Source organism: Acinetobacter sp. T_3_1 (assembly GCF_025377055.1).
Taxonomy (GTDB): domain Bacteria; phylum Pseudomonadota; class Gammaproteobacteria; order Pseudomonadales; family Moraxellaceae; genus Acinetobacter; species Acinetobacter kookii.
Map to the genome: position 1 here is coordinate 217305 of NZ_JACHVD010000003.1, position 19727 is coordinate 237031.

The 19727-nt window shown below is 41.0% G+C and carries 17 protein-coding genes and 1 pseudogene; 10 read left to right on the top strand and 8 right to left on the bottom strand.

Annotated elements, in window-relative coordinates; genetic code table 11:
* Positions 1-209: 209 nt before the first annotated feature.
* Both H4I94_RS05955 and H4I94_RS05960 read left to right on the top strand, forming a co-directional pair.
* Entirely contained in the window at positions 210-1658 is a 1449-nt protein-coding gene (locus H4I94_RS05955; RefSeq protein ID WP_261182308.1) for an NAD-dependent succinate-semialdehyde dehydrogenase, read from the top strand.
* Between the two features lie 815 nt (positions 1659-2473).
* The gene (locus H4I94_RS05960) at positions 2474-2692 is read left to right on the top strand and encodes a hypothetical protein (RefSeq protein ID WP_092819254.1); all 219 of its coding nucleotides are present in this window, start codon (positions 2474-2476) and stop codon (positions 2690-2692) included.
* Positions 2693-2902: 210 nt separating this feature from the next.
* Here H4I94_RS05960 and H4I94_RS05965 read toward each other — a convergent pair whose 3' ends face one another.
* The 3 genes from H4I94_RS05965 to H4I94_RS05975 all read right to left on the bottom strand — a co-directional run bounded on the left by H4I94_RS05965 (position 2903) and on the right by H4I94_RS05975 (position 4881).
* Positions 2903-3253: a hypothetical protein gene (locus H4I94_RS05965; protein ID WP_131273223.1), complete on the bottom strand. Its 351-nt coding sequence runs from the start codon at positions 3251-3253 to the stop codon at positions 2903-2905.
* Positions 3254-3468: 215 nt separating this feature from the next.
* Positions 3469-4095, bottom strand: a complete 627-nt coding sequence (locus tag H4I94_RS05970) for a hypothetical protein (RefSeq protein ID WP_261182309.1) — start codon at positions 4093-4095, stop codon at positions 3469-3471.
* An 87-nt stretch (positions 4096-4182) separates the two neighbouring features.
* The gene (locus H4I94_RS05975) at positions 4183-4881 is read right to left on the bottom strand and encodes a putative quorum-sensing-regulated virulence factor (protein ID WP_261182310.1); all 699 of its coding nucleotides are present in this window, start codon (positions 4879-4881) and stop codon (positions 4183-4185) included.
* A 622-nt stretch (positions 4882-5503) separates the two neighbouring features.
* On the opposite strand from H4I94_RS05975, the gene H4I94_RS05980 reads away from it, so the two are divergent.
* Both H4I94_RS05980 and glyA read left to right on the top strand, forming a co-directional pair.
* Positions 5504-6799 carry an alpha/beta hydrolase gene (locus H4I94_RS05980; RefSeq protein WP_261182311.1) on the top strand — a complete coding sequence of 432 codons (1296 nt, stop codon included), beginning with the start codon at positions 5504-5506 and terminating at the stop codon, positions 6797-6799.
* Positions 6800-6952: 153 nt separating this feature from the next.
* Entirely contained in the window at positions 6953-8206 is a 1254-nt protein-coding gene (glyA, locus tag H4I94_RS05985) for a serine hydroxymethyltransferase (protein ID WP_131273219.1), read from the top strand.
* Between the two features lie 48 nt (positions 8207-8254).
* Here glyA and H4I94_RS05990 read toward each other — a convergent pair whose 3' ends face one another.
* Positions 8255-9871: a hypothetical protein gene (locus tag H4I94_RS05990; protein WP_261182314.1), complete on the bottom strand. Its 1617-nt coding sequence runs from the start codon at positions 9869-9871 to the stop codon at positions 8255-8257.
* A 126-nt stretch (positions 9872-9997) separates the two neighbouring features.
* On the opposite strand from H4I94_RS05990, the gene rnk reads away from it, so the two are divergent.
* The 4 genes and pseudogenes from rnk to H4I94_RS06015 all read left to right on the top strand — a co-directional run bounded on the left by rnk (position 9998) and on the right by H4I94_RS06015 (position 12636).
* Complete coding sequence (rnk, locus tag H4I94_RS05995) at positions 9998-10402, top strand: nucleoside diphosphate kinase regulator (protein WP_261182315.1); 405 nt, start codon at positions 9998-10000, stop codon at positions 10400-10402.
* Between the two features lie 271 nt (positions 10403-10673).
* Entirely contained in the window at positions 10674-10808 is a 135-nt protein-coding gene (locus H4I94_RS06000) for a hypothetical protein (protein WP_261182318.1), read from the top strand.
* 9 nt (positions 10809-10817) lie between these two features.
* A pseudogene (locus tag H4I94_RS06010) lies at positions 10818-11789 on the top strand (TauD/TfdA dioxygenase family protein).
* A gap of 148 nt (positions 11790-11937) precedes the next feature.
* A complete protein-coding gene (locus H4I94_RS06015; RefSeq protein WP_261182323.1) occupies positions 11938-12636 on the top strand; it encodes a Crp/Fnr family transcriptional regulator in 699 nt (232 codons plus the stop codon).
* 136 nt (positions 12637-12772) lie between these two features.
* Here H4I94_RS06015 and slyD read toward each other — a convergent pair whose 3' ends face one another.
* The 3 genes from slyD to H4I94_RS06030 all read right to left on the bottom strand — a co-directional run bounded on the left by slyD (position 12773) and on the right by H4I94_RS06030 (position 16123).
* Positions 12773-13255, bottom strand: coding sequence for a peptidylprolyl isomerase (gene slyD / locus H4I94_RS06020; protein WP_092819263.1), 483 nt, complete (start codon positions 13253-13255; stop codon positions 12773-12775).
* A gap of 135 nt (positions 13256-13390) precedes the next feature.
* Complete coding sequence (locus tag H4I94_RS06025) at positions 13391-14692, bottom strand: NAD(P)/FAD-dependent oxidoreductase (protein ID WP_261182326.1); 1302 nt, start codon at positions 14690-14692, stop codon at positions 13391-13393.
* Positions 14693-14812: 120 nt separating this feature from the next.
* The gene (locus H4I94_RS06030) at positions 14813-16123 is read right to left on the bottom strand and encodes a D-alanyl-D-alanine carboxypeptidase PBP6B (protein WP_261182327.1); all 1311 of its coding nucleotides are present in this window, start codon (positions 16121-16123) and stop codon (positions 14813-14815) included.
* 181 nt (positions 16124-16304) lie between these two features.
* Between H4I94_RS06030 and H4I94_RS06035 the strand changes: the two genes are divergently transcribed.
* Positions 16305-18011 carry a M61 family metallopeptidase gene (locus H4I94_RS06035; RefSeq protein ID WP_261182330.1) on the top strand — a complete coding sequence of 569 codons (1707 nt, stop codon included), beginning with the start codon at positions 16305-16307 and terminating at the stop codon, positions 18009-18011.
* 367 nt (positions 18012-18378) lie between these two features.
* A complete protein-coding gene (locus H4I94_RS06040; protein ID WP_261182331.1) occupies positions 18379-19131 on the top strand; it encodes a hypothetical protein in 753 nt (250 codons plus the stop codon).
* Between the two features lie 167 nt (positions 19132-19298).
* Here H4I94_RS06040 and uraH read toward each other — a convergent pair whose 3' ends face one another.
* The gene (gene uraH / locus H4I94_RS06045) at positions 19299-19697 is read right to left on the bottom strand and encodes a hydroxyisourate hydrolase (RefSeq protein WP_261182332.1); all 399 of its coding nucleotides are present in this window, start codon (positions 19695-19697) and stop codon (positions 19299-19301) included.
* Between the last annotated feature and the right edge of the window lie 30 nt (positions 19698-19727).

The window sequence follows — 19727 nt, forward strand, 5'->3', positions numbered from 1 at the left end:
AAAAAATTCATATTGCAGATTAAACAGCAAGCATTCTTTCAACAGCTGGAAAAGCTTGCCAGGCAATATTGAGCTTTGGGCATAGAATTCGTTTCCGGGAGGGTAGATCCCCTCGGCTGATGAAATCGATGACATATTGCTGGCTAAATTAAAGATGGCGTAGCACCTGCTCAACGTACCGTGCCAGGCGTCTATGAAGGAGAATATAGATGCAACTTAAAAATCCTGATTTGCTGAAACAACAAGTTTTTATTGATGGGCTTTGGATGGATGCAGCAGATGGCAAAAGCTTTGCTGTAACCAATCCGGCAACAGGCGAAACCATTGCACAGGTGCCAAGTGTTCCCACTGCACAAGTGGAGCAAGCTGTACAGGCTGCCGAGGTTGCACTGAATACCTGGAAAAATATGACCGCCAAAGAGCGTTCAGTATTATTGCGTAAATGGTTTGATCTGATGGTGGCCAATCAGGAAGATCTCGCAGTCATTTTAAGTACTGAACAGGGGAAACCCTTAACAGAAAGTCGTGGCGAAATCCTGTATGGTGCTAGTTTTATCGAATGGTTTGCCGAAGAAGCAAAACGTACTTATGGTGATGTCATTCCACATGATAAACAGGGTCGCCGTTTAGTAGTAATCAAACAGCCGGTGGGTGTTGTTGCCGCAATTACGCCATGGAACTTCCCGAATGCCATGATTGCCCGTAAAGTGGGACCAGCACTCGCAGCGGGCTGTACGGTGGTGATCAAGCCAGCTTCAGAAACGCCTTTATCTGCGCTTGCCTTGATGGTACTTGCCGAACAGGCGGGTATTCCTAAAGGTGTGCTGAATGTGGTGACAGGCAGTTCGCGTGAAATTGGTGAGGTTCTTACTACGCACCCAGTCGTGAAAAAAGTATCCTTCACCGGTTCCACTCAAGTGGGCAAGCTGTTGATGAAACAGTGTTCGTCTACCATGAAAAAAATCAGTATGGAACTAGGGGGGAATGCACCCTTTATCGTGTTTGAAGATGCCGATTTAGACAGGGCGGTGAAAGGGGCCATGGCATCGAAATTCCGTAACAGCGGTCAGACTTGCGTATGTAGCAACCGTATTTTGGTACACGCCAATATTTATGATCAGTTCCTTGAAAAATTAACGGCTGCCGTACGAGAATTAAAAGTTGCACCTGCCTTTGAAGAAGGCGCAGAACAGGGTCCGTTGATTAATGAAAAAGCCGTGGAGAAAATCGAAGAGCACATTGCCGATGCTGTCGGGAAAGGGGCGAAAGTCCTGGTGGGCGGTAAACGTCATGAATTAGGTCAAACCTTCTTTGAACCGACTGTATTGTCACATGTCACACCAGACATGCTTGTAGCCAGGAATGAAACTTTCGCACCGCTTGCACCGGTTTTTCAATTCAGTACAGATGAAGAAGCCATCCAGATGGCCAACGACACTGAGTTTGGTTTGGCATCCTATATTTATACCGAAAGTTTAAGCCGTGCCTGGAAAATCAGCGAAGCGCTAGAATATGGGATGGTGGGCATTAACGAAGGCTTGATTTCTACAGAAGTTGCGCCTTTTGGTGGCGTTAAAGAATCGGGTACAGGACGCGAAGGTTCCAAATACGGTATTGAAGACTATCTGGACATTAAATATATGTGTATGGGCATTTAAGCTTGAGTCATGAAACAAATACGGATCAATTGATCCGTATTTTTAATTAAAAAGTTGATGAGAATCGGAAATAGTTTATTGTCCTGTTCTTTAAAATAAGAAACTAAAATGGATAAAAGCCCCATATGTGATCTGCAATAAAAGCTCTCTCAACCGAACAGCAAAATGTTGAAAGTAGGATTAAAAAGAAGTAAAAATAATTTTATATTATTGATTTTAATTATAAAAAATATTTACTGTCGGTGGGTTAAAAATAGCAGAGACAAACTATTAAATATGAGCCTTATTTTAAGGTTTTATGGAAATTTAAGCGCTGATATTGAGACGACATCCATTATTCAAGTATTTATAAAATATACAATAATAGTTTCTTTAGATTGTTGTGTATAAATGTTGGTCAGGGTTGCCTATTTCATTTTCGAGTTTTATATTAAAAATACAGTAGGTCGAGAGACGCTACAAAGTGGTTGGACGGATCAATGACAGCTTGTTGAGCTTGCAACCTTCGGGTTGAAGCAAAAAATCAGCACTAGCCTTCCAACATAAAAGCCCGCAGCAATGCGGGCTTTCTTATTTTTTATGTTAAAAAAATGTTTTGCGGATGGCCCCAATTGCAGAACTTATTTTAGATTACTGAAGGTGGTCTACAGAGTTTATTATTGAAGTTTAGAAAGCTTAACTGGAATATTTAAAGTAGATATCATTTATTGAGTTATAAAAAATTACATTGCCAAAAAATCTAACATCTCTAAATTATGGATAAATCAAATATATGTTATAAAAAGTTTAGTTAAATAAAGAGAGCAGAGAATAATATGAGCCAATTAATAGAGGTGAAGGTTAAAGACCAATTTAGCAATATTCATGCAGTACAGGCATTATTACGGGCAATTCCGGAAAATTCAGTATTGCATAAACTCTCATTATTTCAAAAGATTGAACATATTATTGTAAATGGTGAAATTATTCGCCCCAGTATTGAACTGCTTTTTGAAAGCCGTATTTCCGCGAGCATTTATCGTATAATTGAATAATGCATATATAATAAACTTCTTTCATCATTGTTCACCCCCTTTTTATTTTTCTCCCAGAGAGAGAAATAAAGGGAATTTATAAAAGACGTCTGATAAAAACTTATTCTAAATTATGGATAAAAGGTAAAAACTCACTGTTCAAGGTGAGTTTTTATAAAATAGTAACAATACGATTGGAAAATATTAGTGAATCGAATAAAAGATGAAGGCTTAAATTAAACTGAGCTCGACATCATATTTATTAAATTCTTGTATGATGTTTTCTATGACTTTGATTCCAATGCCATCATCACAACTGAATATTTCATCCTTGCCTTGCGTACTGTTGTAACAGATGATTTGCTGGATTGACCAGCGATTTTCAACGTCTGTTTGATCAATAATGACCCGAAGGGGTTGCAGGTTTTCGCTGACCTGACGGGGCAATACACTGGTAATGGCAAGTTGAATATGATTCAGATTCTCTTTCGGACTTAAAAATGTCAGTACCCAGTTACCTACTTTTTTTAAGTGCATAGGATTGTCTGCTGGATGAAATTCTAAATAATGTAAGGACGTCATCATGAATTCCCCTGAAATATTGACTATATTGGGCTTTTAGCAAATATTTGCCATTCAGCTTAGGTCGTATTTAGGGGCAGGCCAGGGGTTCTAGTTTAATCTGGCTGTGGTTGAATAAATCCAATCTTATTGTTTTATAACTATAAAAAAAAATATCCTTTCAATAGTTAAGACCTTAAATAAATAATGAAACATAAAAAAGCTCTTAAGCCTGATCAGCTCAGATGTTTCTGGAGCGAAAAATTGATCTGGTTAAGGTATTTATTTAATTCCTGAGGTGTCATGCGACTTTCCTGTAAGGTGGTAATCCATTGCATTTGACACAGTTTTAAACTGCGTAAATCGTCGGCAGACAGAATACGGTTAATCAGCTGTTTGGCCATTAAGCCGCAATGCCGTTGTAGCAGTTGAGCCATAAATTGTTTGACTTGTTCAAAGTCCATGGCTTCTAGCGTTGTTTGTATTTCATTTTCATAGGAGGCTGGCTCAGCTTTTTCATCCGTGATTGAAGATGGGGAAACGCCGGGAACCAAGATCTCTTCGGCAGAGTGATCCTTAAGTTGAGTGTTTTGCAGCGCAAGGCTGGCTTCAATTTCGGTATTCAGGGTACTTGATGTAAGTGGAGTTTCAATGGATGGGCTCGCTTGTTGGGCGATTAATCCCATTTCCAGTAATTGTTCAAGTAATTCGGGTGGCGCGATACGACGCTTGAATTGTTCAGCAAGCAGGTCAAAATCATCGGTGCCGATCAGCAGTAACAACCGGCGTTGACGTGCATTCAGATTGAGAGAACGTTGTTTTAAACTTTCAATGCCTAAATCAGTTTTATGATATTGATTCATGCCTTAATTTATCCCTACGGTAAACTAAGGCCGATTGTAAGTATTAATAATGACAGTATTATTTAAATCATATTACAAATCATAATATTACAGCGTTAAAATATTGGCTTTCTCGAGAGCCTTGCGCAAATAAGGGTCCAGATCATCCTGACGAAGCAGCCACTGCATATAATCTGCCGGTAAATCTGCTATCGCTGTACCCCTGTGTTTGCCGAAATTAATCGTACGAGGGATACGTGCGTCTTCTGATGCCAGATAAAGCTCTTCAATGTTTTGAATGTTTAAATGATGGATTTCATGCATCAAAATATTGGCGGTTAAAATAATATCCATATCGGCACGATGCGCTTTTTTAATCATTTCACGGGCTTTTTCACTGCCTTTGCTGATCATATAAATAAGGGCAGAAATATTATGAGCTTCGGCATCTGGCCAGACTAAACGCGCAAGGGCAAGGGTACAAATGGCTTTGATCTTGCTGGTATCTACACCGCATTTCTCAATGGCACGAATATCATAATCAATATTGTGGCCAATAATATACGTGGTTTCCTGTGGAAGGCTGAAAGTCGTGTAGTGAGGCTGACCAACCAGCTCGGATTCCAGAATATGGTGCACCGCCATGGCGGCATAAGAAATCGGTTCATCGACACTATAAAGCTGGTCGAAAATTTCGCTCTTATCTAAGGAAAGTTTGCTGTCATGGATTTGGATCGGCGCATAAGCAATCTCAATCGGCTGTCCATTTAAAGTATGGGTTTCGGTATCGAGAATAATTGCTTGCATGACAGGTCCATAACCGTTGCGATCGTTTGGGTAAATTTAGCATTTTCAAAGATACCGGTACAAACTGAAAATACAGTCTTTTGCCCATTCATGATGATTTCTGTAGCGAAATGCTGGTTAAATGCACTGCTTTGAAAATATCACGCGAAATGTAAGTGCTATAGGGATATCTGAGTAATCCCTGTTCTGGATCAGGGTTGATTTCAGAAATGGTCAACATGGCCTTTGAGTGATCTTTAATGACTTCAATAATCTGAACGCTGCAACTGAGATAACAACTTCTGAGCGGTCATTTTTTGTTGATCGGTCATCGAGGCTGCATAAGAAGGGACCATTTTGTTCACTATTTTTCTTTTTAAACATTTACAGCCTGATCTCATGCAAGCCTGGAATTGGACAAATAACAGCAGACATATTTTGTTAAATTAATAGTGTTTGATATTTGTAAACCCATAAAAATAAAATTTATAAAAATCATTTATTTATATTAATAGCAATTCAGTCTTTTTTTATATTTTTTATTTGATGTTAAATCACATTGTTCAAATATTAAATAAAGGTAATAGTTTGTATTCATGATTACCTCAATCATCAAAATAACAATATATAAGGAAATGCAAAAATGAAAAAAACATTATTAACGGTGTTAATCAGCAGTGCCTTTTTGCTTACCGCCTGCGGTGGGGGGGGAAGTGGAGATGAGAGCGCATCTGGTTCTGGTAATGGAACTGGAGTTGACAATGGAGCGGGCAATGGAACTGGGGGTGAGGATAATGGCGGCGTCATTGTTCAGCCTGAACCTTCTATTCCGCTGAATAACATTGCTGATCCTGTGGTAAGAACCGAAGCCTATACCGAAACAAATATGACCAGCGTAGCAGGTGAAAGCCTGGTGATGACTTATAAAATGCTGGGGGTTAATGGTCAGGAAGTTCAAGCGACGTCACTGGTCATTACACCGAAAACAGCGGCACCTGTAGAAGGCTGGCCAATTGTGGTTTGGGCGCATGGTACGACTGGTGTGGCAGATCAATGTGCACCGAGTCGAAGTAAACTGAAGGTAGAGATTGAAGGGATGATTACTCAACTTTTAAGTGCAGGGTATGTGGTGGTGGCTCCCGATTATGAAGGCCTGGGCGAGCCAAGTGGCAATGAGTTTCATCCTTTCCTGAATTTAAAAAGCGAGGCTTATTCAATTACTGATGCAGTTGTCGCTGCACGTCATTATTTGGGGGTAAAAGTATCGAATCAATGGATGGCAGTAGGGCACTCACAAGGCGGACATGCAGCACTAGGCGCCGCTCAATATGCTTCGCGTGCAAATCTTGACTATAAAGGAGCTGTTGCCGTTGCACCTGCATCTAATTTACAAACAATTTTTAATACGGGAAAACAGCTTGTAGCGAATTTACCCCTCAAAGATCAAGTCCCTACCCTGGCATCTTTAAATACCTATGCCGCGCTGATTACTGCGGGAATGCAGGGTCAATCCGCATCACCGACCTATGCTCAAGTCTTTGAAACCAATGCAGCAACAATAGCCGCTCAAGCTGAGACAATCTGTTCAGAACCCTTAGGAATAGATTTTAATACTAAAATGGCAACTGCCGCCAATACTTCATTGTCTGGTTATTTAACCCAAAGTAATTTTATGCAAGTACCTGCAATTTCAACCTTTTTGAATAGCACTTCTCAGCCCTTATCTGTAAAAGTTACGACACCAGTGAAAATCTATCAGGGTGGATCGGATACGACTGTTCCAGCAAATGCGACAGCTGACCTTATTACCAATGCAACGAAACTTGGAACGACTAATATCGTTCTGGAATATGACTTAGCCTGGAATCATTCAACTGCCTATACTTCGAATATTCCTAATATTATTGCAGATGTAAAATCTTTAATGCCAATTCAGTAACTTGTTTTGATTATCTATGCTCATGTTTTTTAAATCATGAGCATTTTTATTTCAAACTGAGTAAAGTTCATTCTCAACATTTATAAACTTCATGCTACAATACGCGCCAATCTTAGCACGGCTTAAAAGCCCTAATTTAATAGGACCTCGCTAATGTTTGCCAATATCTCTATTGCTGAATTTGACCCGGAAATTGCTCAAGCAATCGCTAACGAAGATGCTCGCCAAGAAGCGCACATCGAGTTGATTGCTTCTGAAAACTATTGCTCACCAGCAGTGATGGAAGCGCAAGGATCAAAACTCACTAACAAATATGCAGAAGGCTACCCAGGCAAACGCTATTATGGCGGTTGTGAATATGTAGATGTTATTGAACAATTGGCAATTGACCGTGCTAAAGAACTTTTTGGTGCAGATTACGCTAACGTTCAACCGCATGCTGGTTCTCAAGCAAACTCTGCAGTTTACTTAGCGCTTCTTAACCCGGGCGACACCGTTTTGGGTATGAGCCTGGCTCACGGTGGTCACTTGACTCACGGTGCAAAAGTAAGCTTCTCTGGTAAGACTTATAACGCAGTTCAATACGGTCTAAACCCTGAAACTGGCGAAATTGACTACGAAGAAGTTGAGCGTTTAGCAATCGAGCACAAGCCACGCATGATCGTTGCTGGCTTCTCTGCTTACAGCCAAGTTGTTGATTGGCAACGTTTCCGTGACATCGCGGACAAAGTTGGCGCTTATCTGTTTGTCGATATGGCTCACGTAGCAGGTCTGGTTGCTGCTGGCGTTTACCCAAGCCCAGTTCAAATTGCTGACGTAACAACAACGACAACTCACAAAACACTTCGTGGCCCGCGTTCAGGTTTAATCCTTGCAAAAGCAAACGAAGAAATCGAGAAAAAATTACAGTCAGCTGTATTCCCGGGTAACCAAGGTGGTCCATTGGTTCACGCTGTAGCTGCTAAAGCAATCTGCTTTAAAGAAGCAATGGCACCTGAATACAAAACTTACCAACAACAAGTAGTTAAAAATGCTCAAGCCATGGCTGAAGTATTAATCGCTCGTGGTTATGACGTAGTTTCTGGCGGTACGAAAAACCACCTGTTCTTGTTGTCTTTAATCAAACAAGACATTACAGGTAAAGATGCTGACGCTTGGTTAGGTGCTGCTCACATCACTGTGAACAAAAACTCTGTACCTAACGACCCGCGTTCTCCATTCGTGACTTCTGGTATCCGTATTGGTACTCCAGCAGTTACAACGCGTGGTTTCGGCGAAGCAGAAGTACGTGAACTTGCTGGCTGGATCGCTGACATCCTGGACAGCAAAGGTGATGAAGCTGTGATCGCTACTGTTAAAGAAAAAGTTGCTGCTGTTTGCGCGAAATTCCCTGTTTACGCAAAATAAGTTTCTGACTTAAAAAAAGCCTCCTGAATGGAGGCTTTTTTTATATTTTTATGACACCAGCTGGGGAATATTTTGTTGCATGGCCTTTGGATAAGGGAGCTTGCTCGGCTTGTAATATTGCGCCCAGGTTTGTGACGCTGCCGGGCGGTTTCGTTCGCTGTCTTGAATGCCTTTAAAAAATGCCCCCATGGCATGATAAATCTCGGGTAAATTTTTACTGGTGATGGCATCGCTACTGAGAAAATAGGGCTGCAAAATGCAAAAACCGCGATAGTCAAACACCTGGAAAAAAGGGATGACCAAATGGATGTTCATATGCTGTTCGCCATAGTTACGGACATGCAGGGAAATGGCATCGGTTCGTACATGCGGGAGACAGGCATACATCTCATAACCCAACACATTATAAGGGTGTTGTTCAGCATTGATATCCAGTTGTCTTAAGGGGCCATCCGGTCCATCCATATGGCTAAAAAAGGTATTGCCCGGTGGATAACTGGTGGGTGTCAGGCTCTGCTCGGAAGAAGTGCGTGGAATCACCCCATGAATATGCAGCAATAAAAATTGGGTCAGCTGACCGGCATGATATAAAGCCTCATAAAATGGGGATTGCTGTAAATTGCTATTGGTCTTCTGCGTATCTTCAGCCAAATAAATAGGATTGCTGCTGGCTTTAATGCTTTGCAAGGCATTCAAAACGTATTGTTTGCTGGATTCGGGAATGACAGGTTCAAATAGAAACTGGCAAATATGCTGGGTCACAAAAAAAATGGAAGCATTAATCTGCGCAATCCGGCAGGTGGTTAACGCATTCGGGATGTGTTGCCCGAGCATCTGGTTGACTTGTTCCGGCGCGAACCAGCGTAGCGAAGTTCCAGCTTGCTCGGCAATGACTTGCCCAACATAAGAGGATAAAAACAGAATAAAGAAAAAATGGGCGTCATCTTCTAAAAATTTATCGATTGAAACCATATAGTTCTGGCGAATTTCACGCATGAGATCATCTAGGCGATCCAGGCTGGACAGGCTATGATCCAAATCGGAAATCTGCACCAGATTCTGAAAAGCAGAACCACAAAACAGCGGATAACCCTTGAAATACATGCTTTGTAAATCGTGCATTTGTTCAGTAAATTTATGGCATTTATCTGCAAAGGTAATTTGATAATTCAGAATAATGGCTTCAATTTCCTGGCTGATGTTCAGCGGTAAATCATTTTCACAGAAATGCTTTGCCACATAATGCAGGGGCAGAATAATTTGATCATTGCAATTGAGCGCATAGCTATGTACAAAGTTATTGGGACGATCACGGAATTTTATGAAATGGGCTTGCAGCTCTGCAAAGCTTTGCCATTTTTCATCGATACCCAATTTTTGACTGATAAATTGCCCGATATAACTGGAAATCAGGTAGACGGTATTTAATTTTAGGGGATCTTCAATAAAATCTGTGGCTTGTGTACCTATCTGTTTTTTAAATGCGGTAAACAGTTGATCCAGTCGTTCAAAACTGGCAAATGTGCCATCAAAATTAACGGTTTTAAGTGCGGAAGCAATATAAAATTCATGTTGATGTTCCGGCATTTCAAAGTGGCTGCGAATATGCTGCATAAAATTGTGAGAGCCGAGTTCAGCTGCTGAATGGAGTTCAGTAAGAGACATCGTATTATTCTTGTAAAGTAATTATTTATATACACATGTATACTTGAAATAAATTTTAAATCAACTGTGTAACTAGACTTATTGTTGCTGAATGAAAGAAAAGTTTAAAAAAAGAGGATGTTGAATATGCAAAGACCTATCATTGTGATTTCGCAACAAGATCTTGATCGTTTGGAAACGATGCTTGGGCATCAATCTAAATTGACGCCAACCATGCAGCATCTTGAAGATGAGCTGGCACGTGCCCAAGTGGTAGCTCCGCAGGATATGCCGGCAAACGTGGTGACAATGAATGCACGGGTATCGATTACTATTGCCCCTGCGAATGAACCGACCACGATTACCCTGGTTTACCCGCATGAATTTTTGGGTGAGAAAGGGCAGGTGAATGTACTCGCGCCCGTCGGTGCAGCAATTTTAGGATTGGCTGAAGGTCAGGAAATTGAATGGCCACAGCCAGATGGTCATTTAATGAAAGTGAAAATTGAAAAAGTGTTGTATCAGCCAGAACGTGAAGGCAATTATCTCTAATTTTTAAATAAATAGCCCCTAATTTAGGGGCTTTTTTGATAGGCAGATAAACATAATCAATGCTTACTTATTTTATCGAGATACCCCATCATAAATGCTGAAACCACAAAAGTCAGGTGCATGTTATTCCCCAGATGATTTTCTTGATATTTTGACGTGATCATAAATAAATCACTTTAAAAATTCGATATTTTTTATATTTTTTAATAGCTTGGATTGGTCTGAAGATTTCACTTCTTCTTTGGGCGATGAGTCTGTGTGAGTCATCAAAATGGCTAAATCAGGAAAATTCAAAACTTCAGCAGGTATTGTGCTGATCACTGTCAACGCTTTGACAGAGTTTATCGCCTATTCAGGGCAGACTGTATTTCAACAACACAATGTTGCAATAAAAATTGAAAGATAAGGAATCGCCATGAGCCAAACCCAAACAGCACAATATGATCCAAATTACCAGTATCAACATATTCAGGTGAAACCGATTACCGGTCGTATCGGTGCGGAAATTGAGGGCGTAAAACTCTCTGCAACTCTAAATCAAGCTACGGTCCATGAAATTAACCATGCACTGGTGAAATACAAGGCCATCTTCTTTAAAAATCAGTAGCACCTGACCGATGACGAACAGGAAGGCTTTGCAGCTTTATTAGGAAAGCCTTTAAACCACCCAACGGTTCCGGTCAAAAGTGGCACAGCCCATGTATTAGAACTGGATTCACGTGGTGGACGGGCAGATACCTGGCATACCGATATCAGTTTTATTGAAGATTATCCCAAAGCCTCTATTCTACGCAGTATAGTTGCGCCGGCAGCGGGAGGAGATACGGTTTGGGCTAATACCACAACGGCTTATAACGACCTGCCAGCAGAACTGAAAGTTTTGGCGGACAGTTTGCGTGCAGTACACAGCAATGACTATGACTATGCCTCTAAGGTAACCACAAGCCCGCGTATCGATGCAGAAAAATATCGTGCGCTATTCAATTCAACCGAATATGAAACAGAGCATCCATTGGTGCGTGTGCATCCAGAAAGCGGTGAAAAGACCTTGTTATTGGGGCACTTCTTTAAACGTTTTGTGGGCTATAACAGCCAGGATTCACGCCGCTTGTTTGATCTATTTCAGGATTATGTCGTGAATCTGGAAAACATCGTGCGCTGGCGCTGGAGTGTAGGTGATGTGGCCATCTGGGATAACCGTGCCACCCAGCATCGTGCTATTAATGACTATGGGGATGAGCTGCGTGTCGTGCGCCGTGTCACCATTGCAGGGGATATTCCGTTTGGTGTAGATGGCCGCCCAAGTGTGAGCCTGAAAAAAGTGGTCAAACAGGACATTTCTAATTTTACTTTTGAAAATGGTCAAATTCTGGAAAAAGCATCCTGATGATTCAACGAACTGATATGCGCTGTGTTGACCCGTAGTGATCTGAATTCGAGATATACATAGCGCTAAAAATTGGTTGGTCTAAGCATACGAAAAACCTAGTATTTATATATTAGGTTTTTTATTTTAATGAGATCATCACTTTCGTATGCTGAGTCGCGCAGAAAAATTACAGCAGATTTTCGGGCACGATGCAGTATTTTCTGCATTCAATGCACAGTCGCATCAAACCTTAATGCAACATGTGAAATATCTGCGTTTTTTACCACAGCAACAAATCTTGCATTATCAGCAAAAAATGGAGGATATCTATGTGCTGTTGTCTGGACGGATGCAGATTGGCTGGCTACTCAGTGATGGCGAGTTTAAGGTCAGCGATTATGTGAAAATGTATTCGGTGTTTAATCTGGTGCCATTTTTACAGCAAAAACCGCTGAATTTTGATTTTTATGCGGTAGAGCAAGTCGAGGTGGCGGTAATTTCAGGTCAGGTTTTTCTGGAACAATTACAGCAGCAGCCGCAAGCCATGTGGCAGATCATTCAATTATTGAGTGAACGGATGTATGGCTTGATGGAGAAAAACCGTTATCTGCAAACCGCGAGTATGACGCAAAAAATTGCGCGACATTTAATAAGCTTGGGTCAACAGGCAAGATCAGCAGGTCAGGCCAATTCGACCATGCAGTTTAAAATGAGCCAGCAGGAATTTGCCGAATTACTGCATGTGTCCCGGCAAACCTTAAACAAGCAACTGCAATATTTTATCCAAGAGCGCATAGTAGAGTGGAATTATAGTCAAATCCGTATTCTTGATCTGCAGCGCTTAAAACAGATCAGTCATTTCTAGTGGGGTATTTCTGGATATAGGATTGAAAAATTGCTCATCACACTGAAATTTTCCCGGATGACTGAATAAGATTTCAAAATTTAAGGCAATAAAAAAGGCAAAGTCAAAACTTTGCCTTTTATGATCATGAACGATCTTAGTGGTGATGACCACCTGCACCGTGTACGTGACCGTGTTCTAATTCTTCAGCAGAAGCTGCACGAATTTCAACAATTTCAACTTCGAAAGTTAAATCTTGGCCAGCAAGCGGGAAGTTGGCATCTACAACAACGTTGTCGCCTTCAACCGCTTTAACAGTCACGATTTGAACGCCGTCATCAGTTTGAGCCTGGAATTGCATGCCAGGTTGGATGTTGTCCACACCTTGGAACATTTGAGCTGGAACTTCTTGTACGAGATCAGGGTTGTATTCACCATAACCTTCAGCAGCAGGAACGTTTACAGTGAATTTTTCACCAACAGTTTTGCCTTCTAAAGCGTTTTCTAAACCAGGGATGATGTTACCCGCACCGTGCAAATATGCAAGTGGCTCACCTTGTGATTGGTCGAGAGTTTCGCCCTCTGCGTTAGTCAACGTGTAGTGGAAAGAAACCACGAGGTCATTTGCAATAGCAGTCATGTTATTGATCCATTCAATTTTTTAAGGGTACATCATAAAGTGAAAAGTGGGTTTTGTAGACTAGATTTAGCAAAAATCTGCAATTTTCCCACTTTGTATGGCGTTTTTTTAATAATGGGGACAATTTTTTAAATTTCAATGCAATTTTATCTTTGGCCCCATTTTTCTGGTGACAAAATCTTTGGCGGTTAAAAGACCTGCATGGACATAGCCATGAATGGTCGCCTGATGCAGTCGATATAAAGAAATATACATCGATTTTGCCAGCAAACCTTGCACATTCACTTGTCCGAGTAATTCTCCCACGGCTTTGTTATGGCTTAATGACACCAGCGAGCCTTTATCGGAGAATTTGAACATCGGTTGGGGCTTGCCCTGAATGCGGGCTTTCATGGCATTAACCAGGAAACTGGCTTGCTGGCTGGCCACCTGAGCACGTGGACCGAGTACCGGTTCATCCGCAGTGGGCTGGCAATCGGCGCAGTCACCAAAAGCAAAAACATTCGGATCAGATAGCGTTTGCAGTGTTGCATACACTTTCAGGCGGTGAATATTGTCCTTCTGAAAGCCTTTTAACTTTTCCAGAACAGCAGGGGCTTTAATGCCTGCCGCCCAGACTTTCAGTTCGGCATCTATAGAGCTTCCATCGGCAAAATAGACTTTGTCCTCGTCAACTTTTGCTACCCGGTGTTGGGTCAATACCTTAACTCCAAATTGCTCAAGTTGATGGCGGGTGTGGTTGGCGATGCTTTCAGAAAGGGCAGGCAAAATCCGGTCGGCGGCTTCAATTACGCTAATATGGACATTGTTCGGGTCAATTTTGTTTAAGCCATATTTAAAATAAGTTTCTTTGGCTTGAAACAGTTCGGCAGCAAGTTCTATACCGGTTGCACCTGCACCAATAATGGCAATATTCAGGACGCGGGTAGTATCATGATTTTGGGCCTGCAAATATAAATGCAGGAGGTCTTGCTGAAACACATCTGCCTGTTTACGGCTATCCAGAAAATGGCAGTGCTGTTTCACGCCTTCAGTATTAAAGTCATTCGAGGTCGAACCCACTGCAATAATTAAGGTATCGTAATCCAGATGAATATTTTTCTGGCTTTGATCTGGCTTGGTTTGTTGGAATTTAGACCGCTGCGATGTTTCAAGAATAATCTGTTTGGCGTTTGGGTCGATTCCAATAAAACTGCCCAGAACAAACTCATAATGATGTTTGGCAGCATGGGCAAAATAATTGGTTTCTTCGGCATGCGGATTGAGTGTACCCGCGGCAATTTCATGTAACAGCGGTTTCCAGATATGGGTGAGCTTCTGATCGACTAAAGTGATGTGAGCTTTATGGGATTTACCTAAAGTATTACCCAGTTGCGTTGCAAGCTCTAAACCGCCGACACCGCCACCTACAATCACAATTTTATGGAGATTACTCATTTTTTTGACCTATTTTTATTTTAAAGACGAAAAAAAGATGGCATCAATATGCCACCTTCAATTCATTGCTTTTGTTTATATTGTTATACAGCTTACATAATTTAAAGAAATGTCACCCAATTAACCTAGAGGATAAATTTTGACTTTAATTTCCTCAGTGGAGAAAAAGCTAAAAAGCTGTTTAAGCCAAATGGCAATTTTCTGGAAGAAATTGGCTTCTTCAATTTGCACATCATTTTCAATGGCAATGGTGCGAATCAACTGGTTATTCTGGTAAACATGCACAGTTGCCAGTTGCATGACTTGGGCTAAAGGTGCAGTCAGGTATTTTTCTTTAATCTCAACATTTAAGTGGGTTTTGGTTTCTTGTAAGGGAGCAATCGCCTGAATTGTTCCATTGCCGGTATTCAGCATAACACGCTGATTCACCCTATCATAAGTTTGCAGGTCAATTGCATAGGGCTGGTCATACAAAGACGTCGTCACAATTTGCGGTTGGCTGGTTTCCAATTTAAACATTTTTAAAGTGGATTTAATGACCGGCAACTCAGCGATCAGCTGTTTATCTTTAATCGCCACTTCATTGCGGGTATAGGTATAAGCCATATCCAGCAGGGTATGTGCAACTTCAGCACGTTTTAAGGCATTTTTTGTTCCCATCACCACCACAATCAAGCGGCGTTCAGGTAGCGCAGGATTACCGGTAGGACGGTGTGCAGTCAGGGCCAGGTTATAACCTGCCGCTTTGGTGAAACCTGTTTTTAAACCATCCACACTGGGGTCAAACTTGAGTGCCAGGTTGGTTGCGCGATGAAAACGCTGGTTATAACTGAAACTTGGCATGACTGAATAATGCAGGTATTCAGGTGTCTGAACACTAACAGCTTGACCAAGCAAGGCCATGTCATGAGCAGATGAGTAATGATTTGGCATGGTCACGCCTGGCGCATTGGCAAAATGCGTGTCCTTCATTCCTAAGGTTTTGGCTTCTTTATTCATGCGTTCGATGAAAGCCGGTACGCTACCCGAAATGCGTTCTGCCAAAGTCACAGCCGCATCGTTGGCTGACATCACGATCAGGCCTGCAAGCAGCTGATCAACGGTGATCTGATCACCTTCTTTCAGGTACATCTGCGACTCGTCCCACTGCACCATTTTTACCACCGGTGTCGCCGTGATGACCTCATCTTTCTTTAAATGACCGGCTTCAATTTCTTTCAGGGCGATATAGGCAACCATCATTTTGGTCATGGATGCCGGTGCACGTTGCTCATGGCTATTGTGCTCTGCAATGACCTGACCTGATTGGGTGTCAAGAATGGTCCATGCAGCGGCTTCAACGCTTTCAGGAACCAGGTTCAGCAATGCAGCATTGACTATCGTGGAGCACAATAAACTTAAGGATGCGAGGAGGTAGATGACAGCTTTCAATGATCTTCCTTATTTACCAATCCATTGGTGGTAGAAATGCAAAAAATATGAGGAATGCTATGCCTTTTTTTTAAGTATGGCTAGTCGGAATTGTAGACAATTGCGACAGTTCAGCATTGCCGGGCAAAAAATGCTAAGCTAATTGTTAAGTTAACTTTTCTTATATTTTATATTGCCCATTATGTTGCATTATCAAATCGAATTTGACGATTATCGTCAGCATCTTATTCACGTGACACTTCGCTTTTTGGCAGATCCCACCCAAGTCTTGTCACTGCCGACCTGGATTCCGGGCAGCTATCTGATTCGTGAATTCTCAAAGCATATTGAGTCAGTTCGTGCATATGATGAAGAGGGCCGCATTTTACAAATTCAGAAATTTGAAAAGAATAAATGGCGTTTATTTAACACCGATCATGAGCTGATTACGGTGGAATATGATGTCTATGCCTATGATTTATCGGTACGTGGCGCTTATGTCGATCAAACCCGCCTTTATGTGAATCCGGCCTGTGCATGTTTGGGACTTGAGGGACAGGAAGATAAAGCGGTTGAAGTGGAAGTGTTCTTGCCAGATGAGCTGAAGCATTTCCAGTTGGCAACCGGTTTAATGGCCAAAAGCTTGGTTAAAGGCCGCTATACCTTGAAGGCAGACAACTATGCCCAATTGATTGATTCACCATTTGAGCTGGCAGAGCAAACCCGCTTTAACTTTGAAGCCAATGGTATTCCGCATGAATTCGTGGTGTCTGGCAAACATGCCATGAATGCCGCGCGCATGCAGCAAGACATTGAAAAAATCTGTGCCACTGAAATTTCAATGTTTGGTTCAGCACCATTTAGCGACTATACCTTTATGACCATGGCGACAGGCAATAGCTATGGGGGCTTGGAGCATCCGAACAGTACCAGTCTGATTACCCCGCGTGACGATTTGCCTAAAGTGGATGAACCTGCTGAACCATCAGCGGATTATCAGCGTTTTCTGGGGTTGTGCAGTCATGAATATTTCCATGCCTGGTTGGTGAAATTTATCCGTCCTGAAAATTTCGTCAATTATGATTTGAACAAAGAAGGCTACACTTCGCTGCTTTGGATTTTTGAAGGTTTCACTTCATATTATGACGACCTGATTTTGCTGCGTAGTGGTGTGATTTCTCAGGAATCCTATCTGAAATTATTAAAAACCCAGATAGACCGCTATTTGCAAAACCCGGGACGTGCGATTCAAACCGTTGCAGATTCAAGTTTTGATGCCTGGGTGAAATTCTACCGTCAGGATGAAAACTCCAATAACGCCGGTACCAGCTACTATAACAAGGGCTGTTTGGTGGCGCTGTGTCTGGATTTGGGCTTGCGTTTACGCGGTTCAAGCCTGGATGCCTTAATGCGTAAATTGTATAAAAATGCGCAAAATGGTGTTCAAGTTAATGAGCGTACCATCTTCGATTTGTGTAATGAGTTGACCGGTGATAACTGGCTTGAACAGATCAATCATTTGATCAATACCACCGATGAGTTGCCGCTAGACCAGTTATTCCCTGAGTTTGGTCTAAGTTTTGACATTAAAAATGACAAGTCATTGCCATTTGGCTTAAAGCTTGCCGATAAACCCGAAGGTGTGGTGATTCAACAAACACGTCGTGATGGTGCAGGGGCAAAAGCAGGTCTTTCTGCGCAAGATGTCATTCTCGCGATTGATGGCTTGAAAGCGACCAGCAAACTGGTGGAAAAGTATGCGAAGCAGGAAGGTACTTACACCGTTCATGCTTTCCGCCGTGATGAATTGATGACTTTTGAGGTTCAGGCCGGTGATTCTGAACTGCCTGAAGTGGAACTCAAAGTGGAAGATCAGGTCAAAGCTGAGAAGTGGTTAAAGGCAATTTAACTCACCTTTAAATACTTTGTATAAAAGAGGATGTTTACATCCTCTTTTTTTGTTCTATGCTTTATTTAAGCCTCATTTTAAAAAGTATAAAAATGAAAAAGAGCAATAATTTCGATATCCCGATCTGGGTATTAATATTGCCTATGGTGTTGGCTCACCCGGTCAATATTTACTTTCTGGATGGGAGGTATTCATTTGATGCAGCGCTTTTGTTCGCCTGTATTTTTACAATTGTTGCTGTGGTCAGCATTAAGCTTGTGTACGATTTTTTGAAGAATAAATTTCGTTCTAAATAGCCTAAGTATTATTTGATAATTTCATAAAAATTATGTTAAACAATGGCTTAAATATTTTTTATGATTAGAAGATGAATCAAAAAAGTTTAATTATTGGAATTTGTGTAACTCTAGTTTGGTTTTTGGCTATAACCATTTTTTGTATTTTAGAAAACTTCGGATTTGAGCAGAATAATTTAAATTCTTTAGGGGATTTTCTCGCAGGAATATTTGCACCAGTCGCATTCTTTTGGTTGATTTTAGGCTATGTTCAACAGGGCAAACAGTTAGATCAAAACACCAAGGCTTTAGAACAGCAGGAAAGAGCACTTCAACTTCAAATTGATGAGATGAAAGAAAATGTTAAGCAACAAAAAGAAATAGCAATTATTAATGAGAAAAGCTTACATGCTTCTTTTGAAAAAGAACGACCAGAAATTTCATATTGGTTTCCAAGTGGTTATAAGCATGGAGAGTCTTATACCTTATTATTAAAAATACATAATATTGGTAAAGGTGATTGCTATAATATTAAAGCATTCGTAAAAAATAAGAAGTCTACTAGAGATCTAAAAAATTTTTTAAAAGTGCGAGATTCAATATCGATTTCATTAAATTTATTTGATGAATCTGCTATAGAAGTTTTTGATGAAAAATTATTAAATCTAAATGAATATCCATTTATGACTGAGAATGCCTATATAGGTACAGGACTAGATGTTGAAATAATATTTGAATTCGAAAATATATATGGGCATAGGTTTGAAGAAGTTTTTGAAATTAACTTCCCACTTATGGAAAATTTCGACACAACGCTAAGACAATATAATTTTGACAGTAATTAAACGAAATCCTACTTATGTAGGCTGTAATTTGAATACTTAAAATTAACCGCGACTACGCCCACGATCACGTAGTGCTTTACTATTTAGACGAGTCGTACCATTTGCTCATGATTGAGTTGGTTAGTTGTGCAGAGTAAATATTTTTTAGCATTTATGAGTTTAAGCCCCTAGTTCCCCCGATAGGTTGAATAACCATAAGGACTCAACAAAAGCGGAATATGGTAATGCTCTAAACTACCATCAATTATAAAAACTACAGGCACTTCCGGAAAAAACGAACGCTGATTTTTTGCCTTAAACCAGTCACCGGTTTTAAAGGTGACTTTATAAATGCCTTTTTGAAGGTTGGTGTCTTTAGGGTATAAATCCGGGATTCGGCCTTCACTATTGGTTTTCGCTTCATTGAGCTTGGTCCATTTATCACCTTGCTGCGCTTCCAGTACCACGGATACATTGGAGGCAGGCAAGCCGGAATCCAAATTCAGTACATGAACACTTAAAGGATTTTGAGCAAAACTCAAAGTCGAAAAACCTGCGATCAAAGCAGAAAAGATAATATTTTTCATAATAAGCCGACTCAAATTGCAACCTAAACT

Bases quoted from the DNA above. Each gene is read 5' to 3' on its own strand.
- H4I94_RS05955 (WP_261182308.1), top strand. From the start codon at position 210: ATGCAACTTAAAAATCCTGATTTGCTGAAACAACAAGTTTTTATTGAT.
- H4I94_RS05960 (WP_092819254.1), top strand. From the start codon at position 2,474: ATGAGCCAATTAATAGAGGTGAAGGTTAAAGACCAATTTAGCAATATT.
- H4I94_RS05965 (WP_131273223.1), bottom strand. From the start codon at position 3,253: ATGACGTCCTTACATTATTTAGAATTTCATCCAGCAGACAATCCTATG.
- H4I94_RS05970 (WP_261182309.1), bottom strand. From the start codon at position 4,095: ATGAATCAATATCATAAAACTGATTTAGGCATTGAAAGTTTAAAACAA.
- H4I94_RS05975 (WP_261182310.1), bottom strand. From the start codon at position 4,881: ATGCAAGCAATTATTCTCGATACCGAAACCCATACTTTAAATGGACAG.
- H4I94_RS05980 (WP_261182311.1), top strand. From the start codon at position 5,504: ATGAAAAAAACATTATTAACGGTGTTAATCAGCAGTGCCTTTTTGCTT.
- glyA (WP_131273219.1), top strand. From the start codon at position 6,953: ATGTTTGCCAATATCTCTATTGCTGAATTTGACCCGGAAATTGCTCAA.
- H4I94_RS05990 (WP_261182314.1), bottom strand. From the start codon at position 9,871: ATGTCTCTTACTGAACTCCATTCAGCAGCTGAACTCGGCTCTCACAAT.
- rnk (WP_261182315.1), top strand. From the start codon at position 9,998: ATGCAAAGACCTATCATTGTGATTTCGCAACAAGATCTTGATCGTTTG.
- H4I94_RS06000 (WP_261182318.1), top strand. From the start codon at position 10,674: ATGGCTAAATCAGGAAAATTCAAAACTTCAGCAGGTATTGTGCTGATC.
- H4I94_RS06015 (WP_261182323.1), top strand. From the start codon at position 11,938: ATGCTGAGTCGCGCAGAAAAATTACAGCAGATTTTCGGGCACGATGCA.
- slyD (WP_092819263.1), bottom strand. From the start codon at position 13,255: ATGACTGCTATTGCAAATGACCTCGTGGTTTCTTTCCACTACACGTTG.
- H4I94_RS06025 (WP_261182326.1), bottom strand. From the start codon at position 14,692: ATGAGTAATCTCCATAAAATTGTGATTGTAGGTGGCGGTGTCGGCGGT.
- H4I94_RS06035 (WP_261182330.1), top strand. From the start codon at position 16,305: ATGTTGCATTATCAAATCGAATTTGACGATTATCGTCAGCATCTTATT.
- H4I94_RS06040 (WP_261182331.1), top strand. From the start codon at position 18,379: ATGAATCAAAAAAGTTTAATTATTGGAATTTGTGTAACTCTAGTTTGG.
- uraH (WP_261182332.1), bottom strand. From the start codon at position 19,697: ATGAAAAATATTATCTTTTCTGCTTTGATCGCAGGTTTTTCGACTTTG.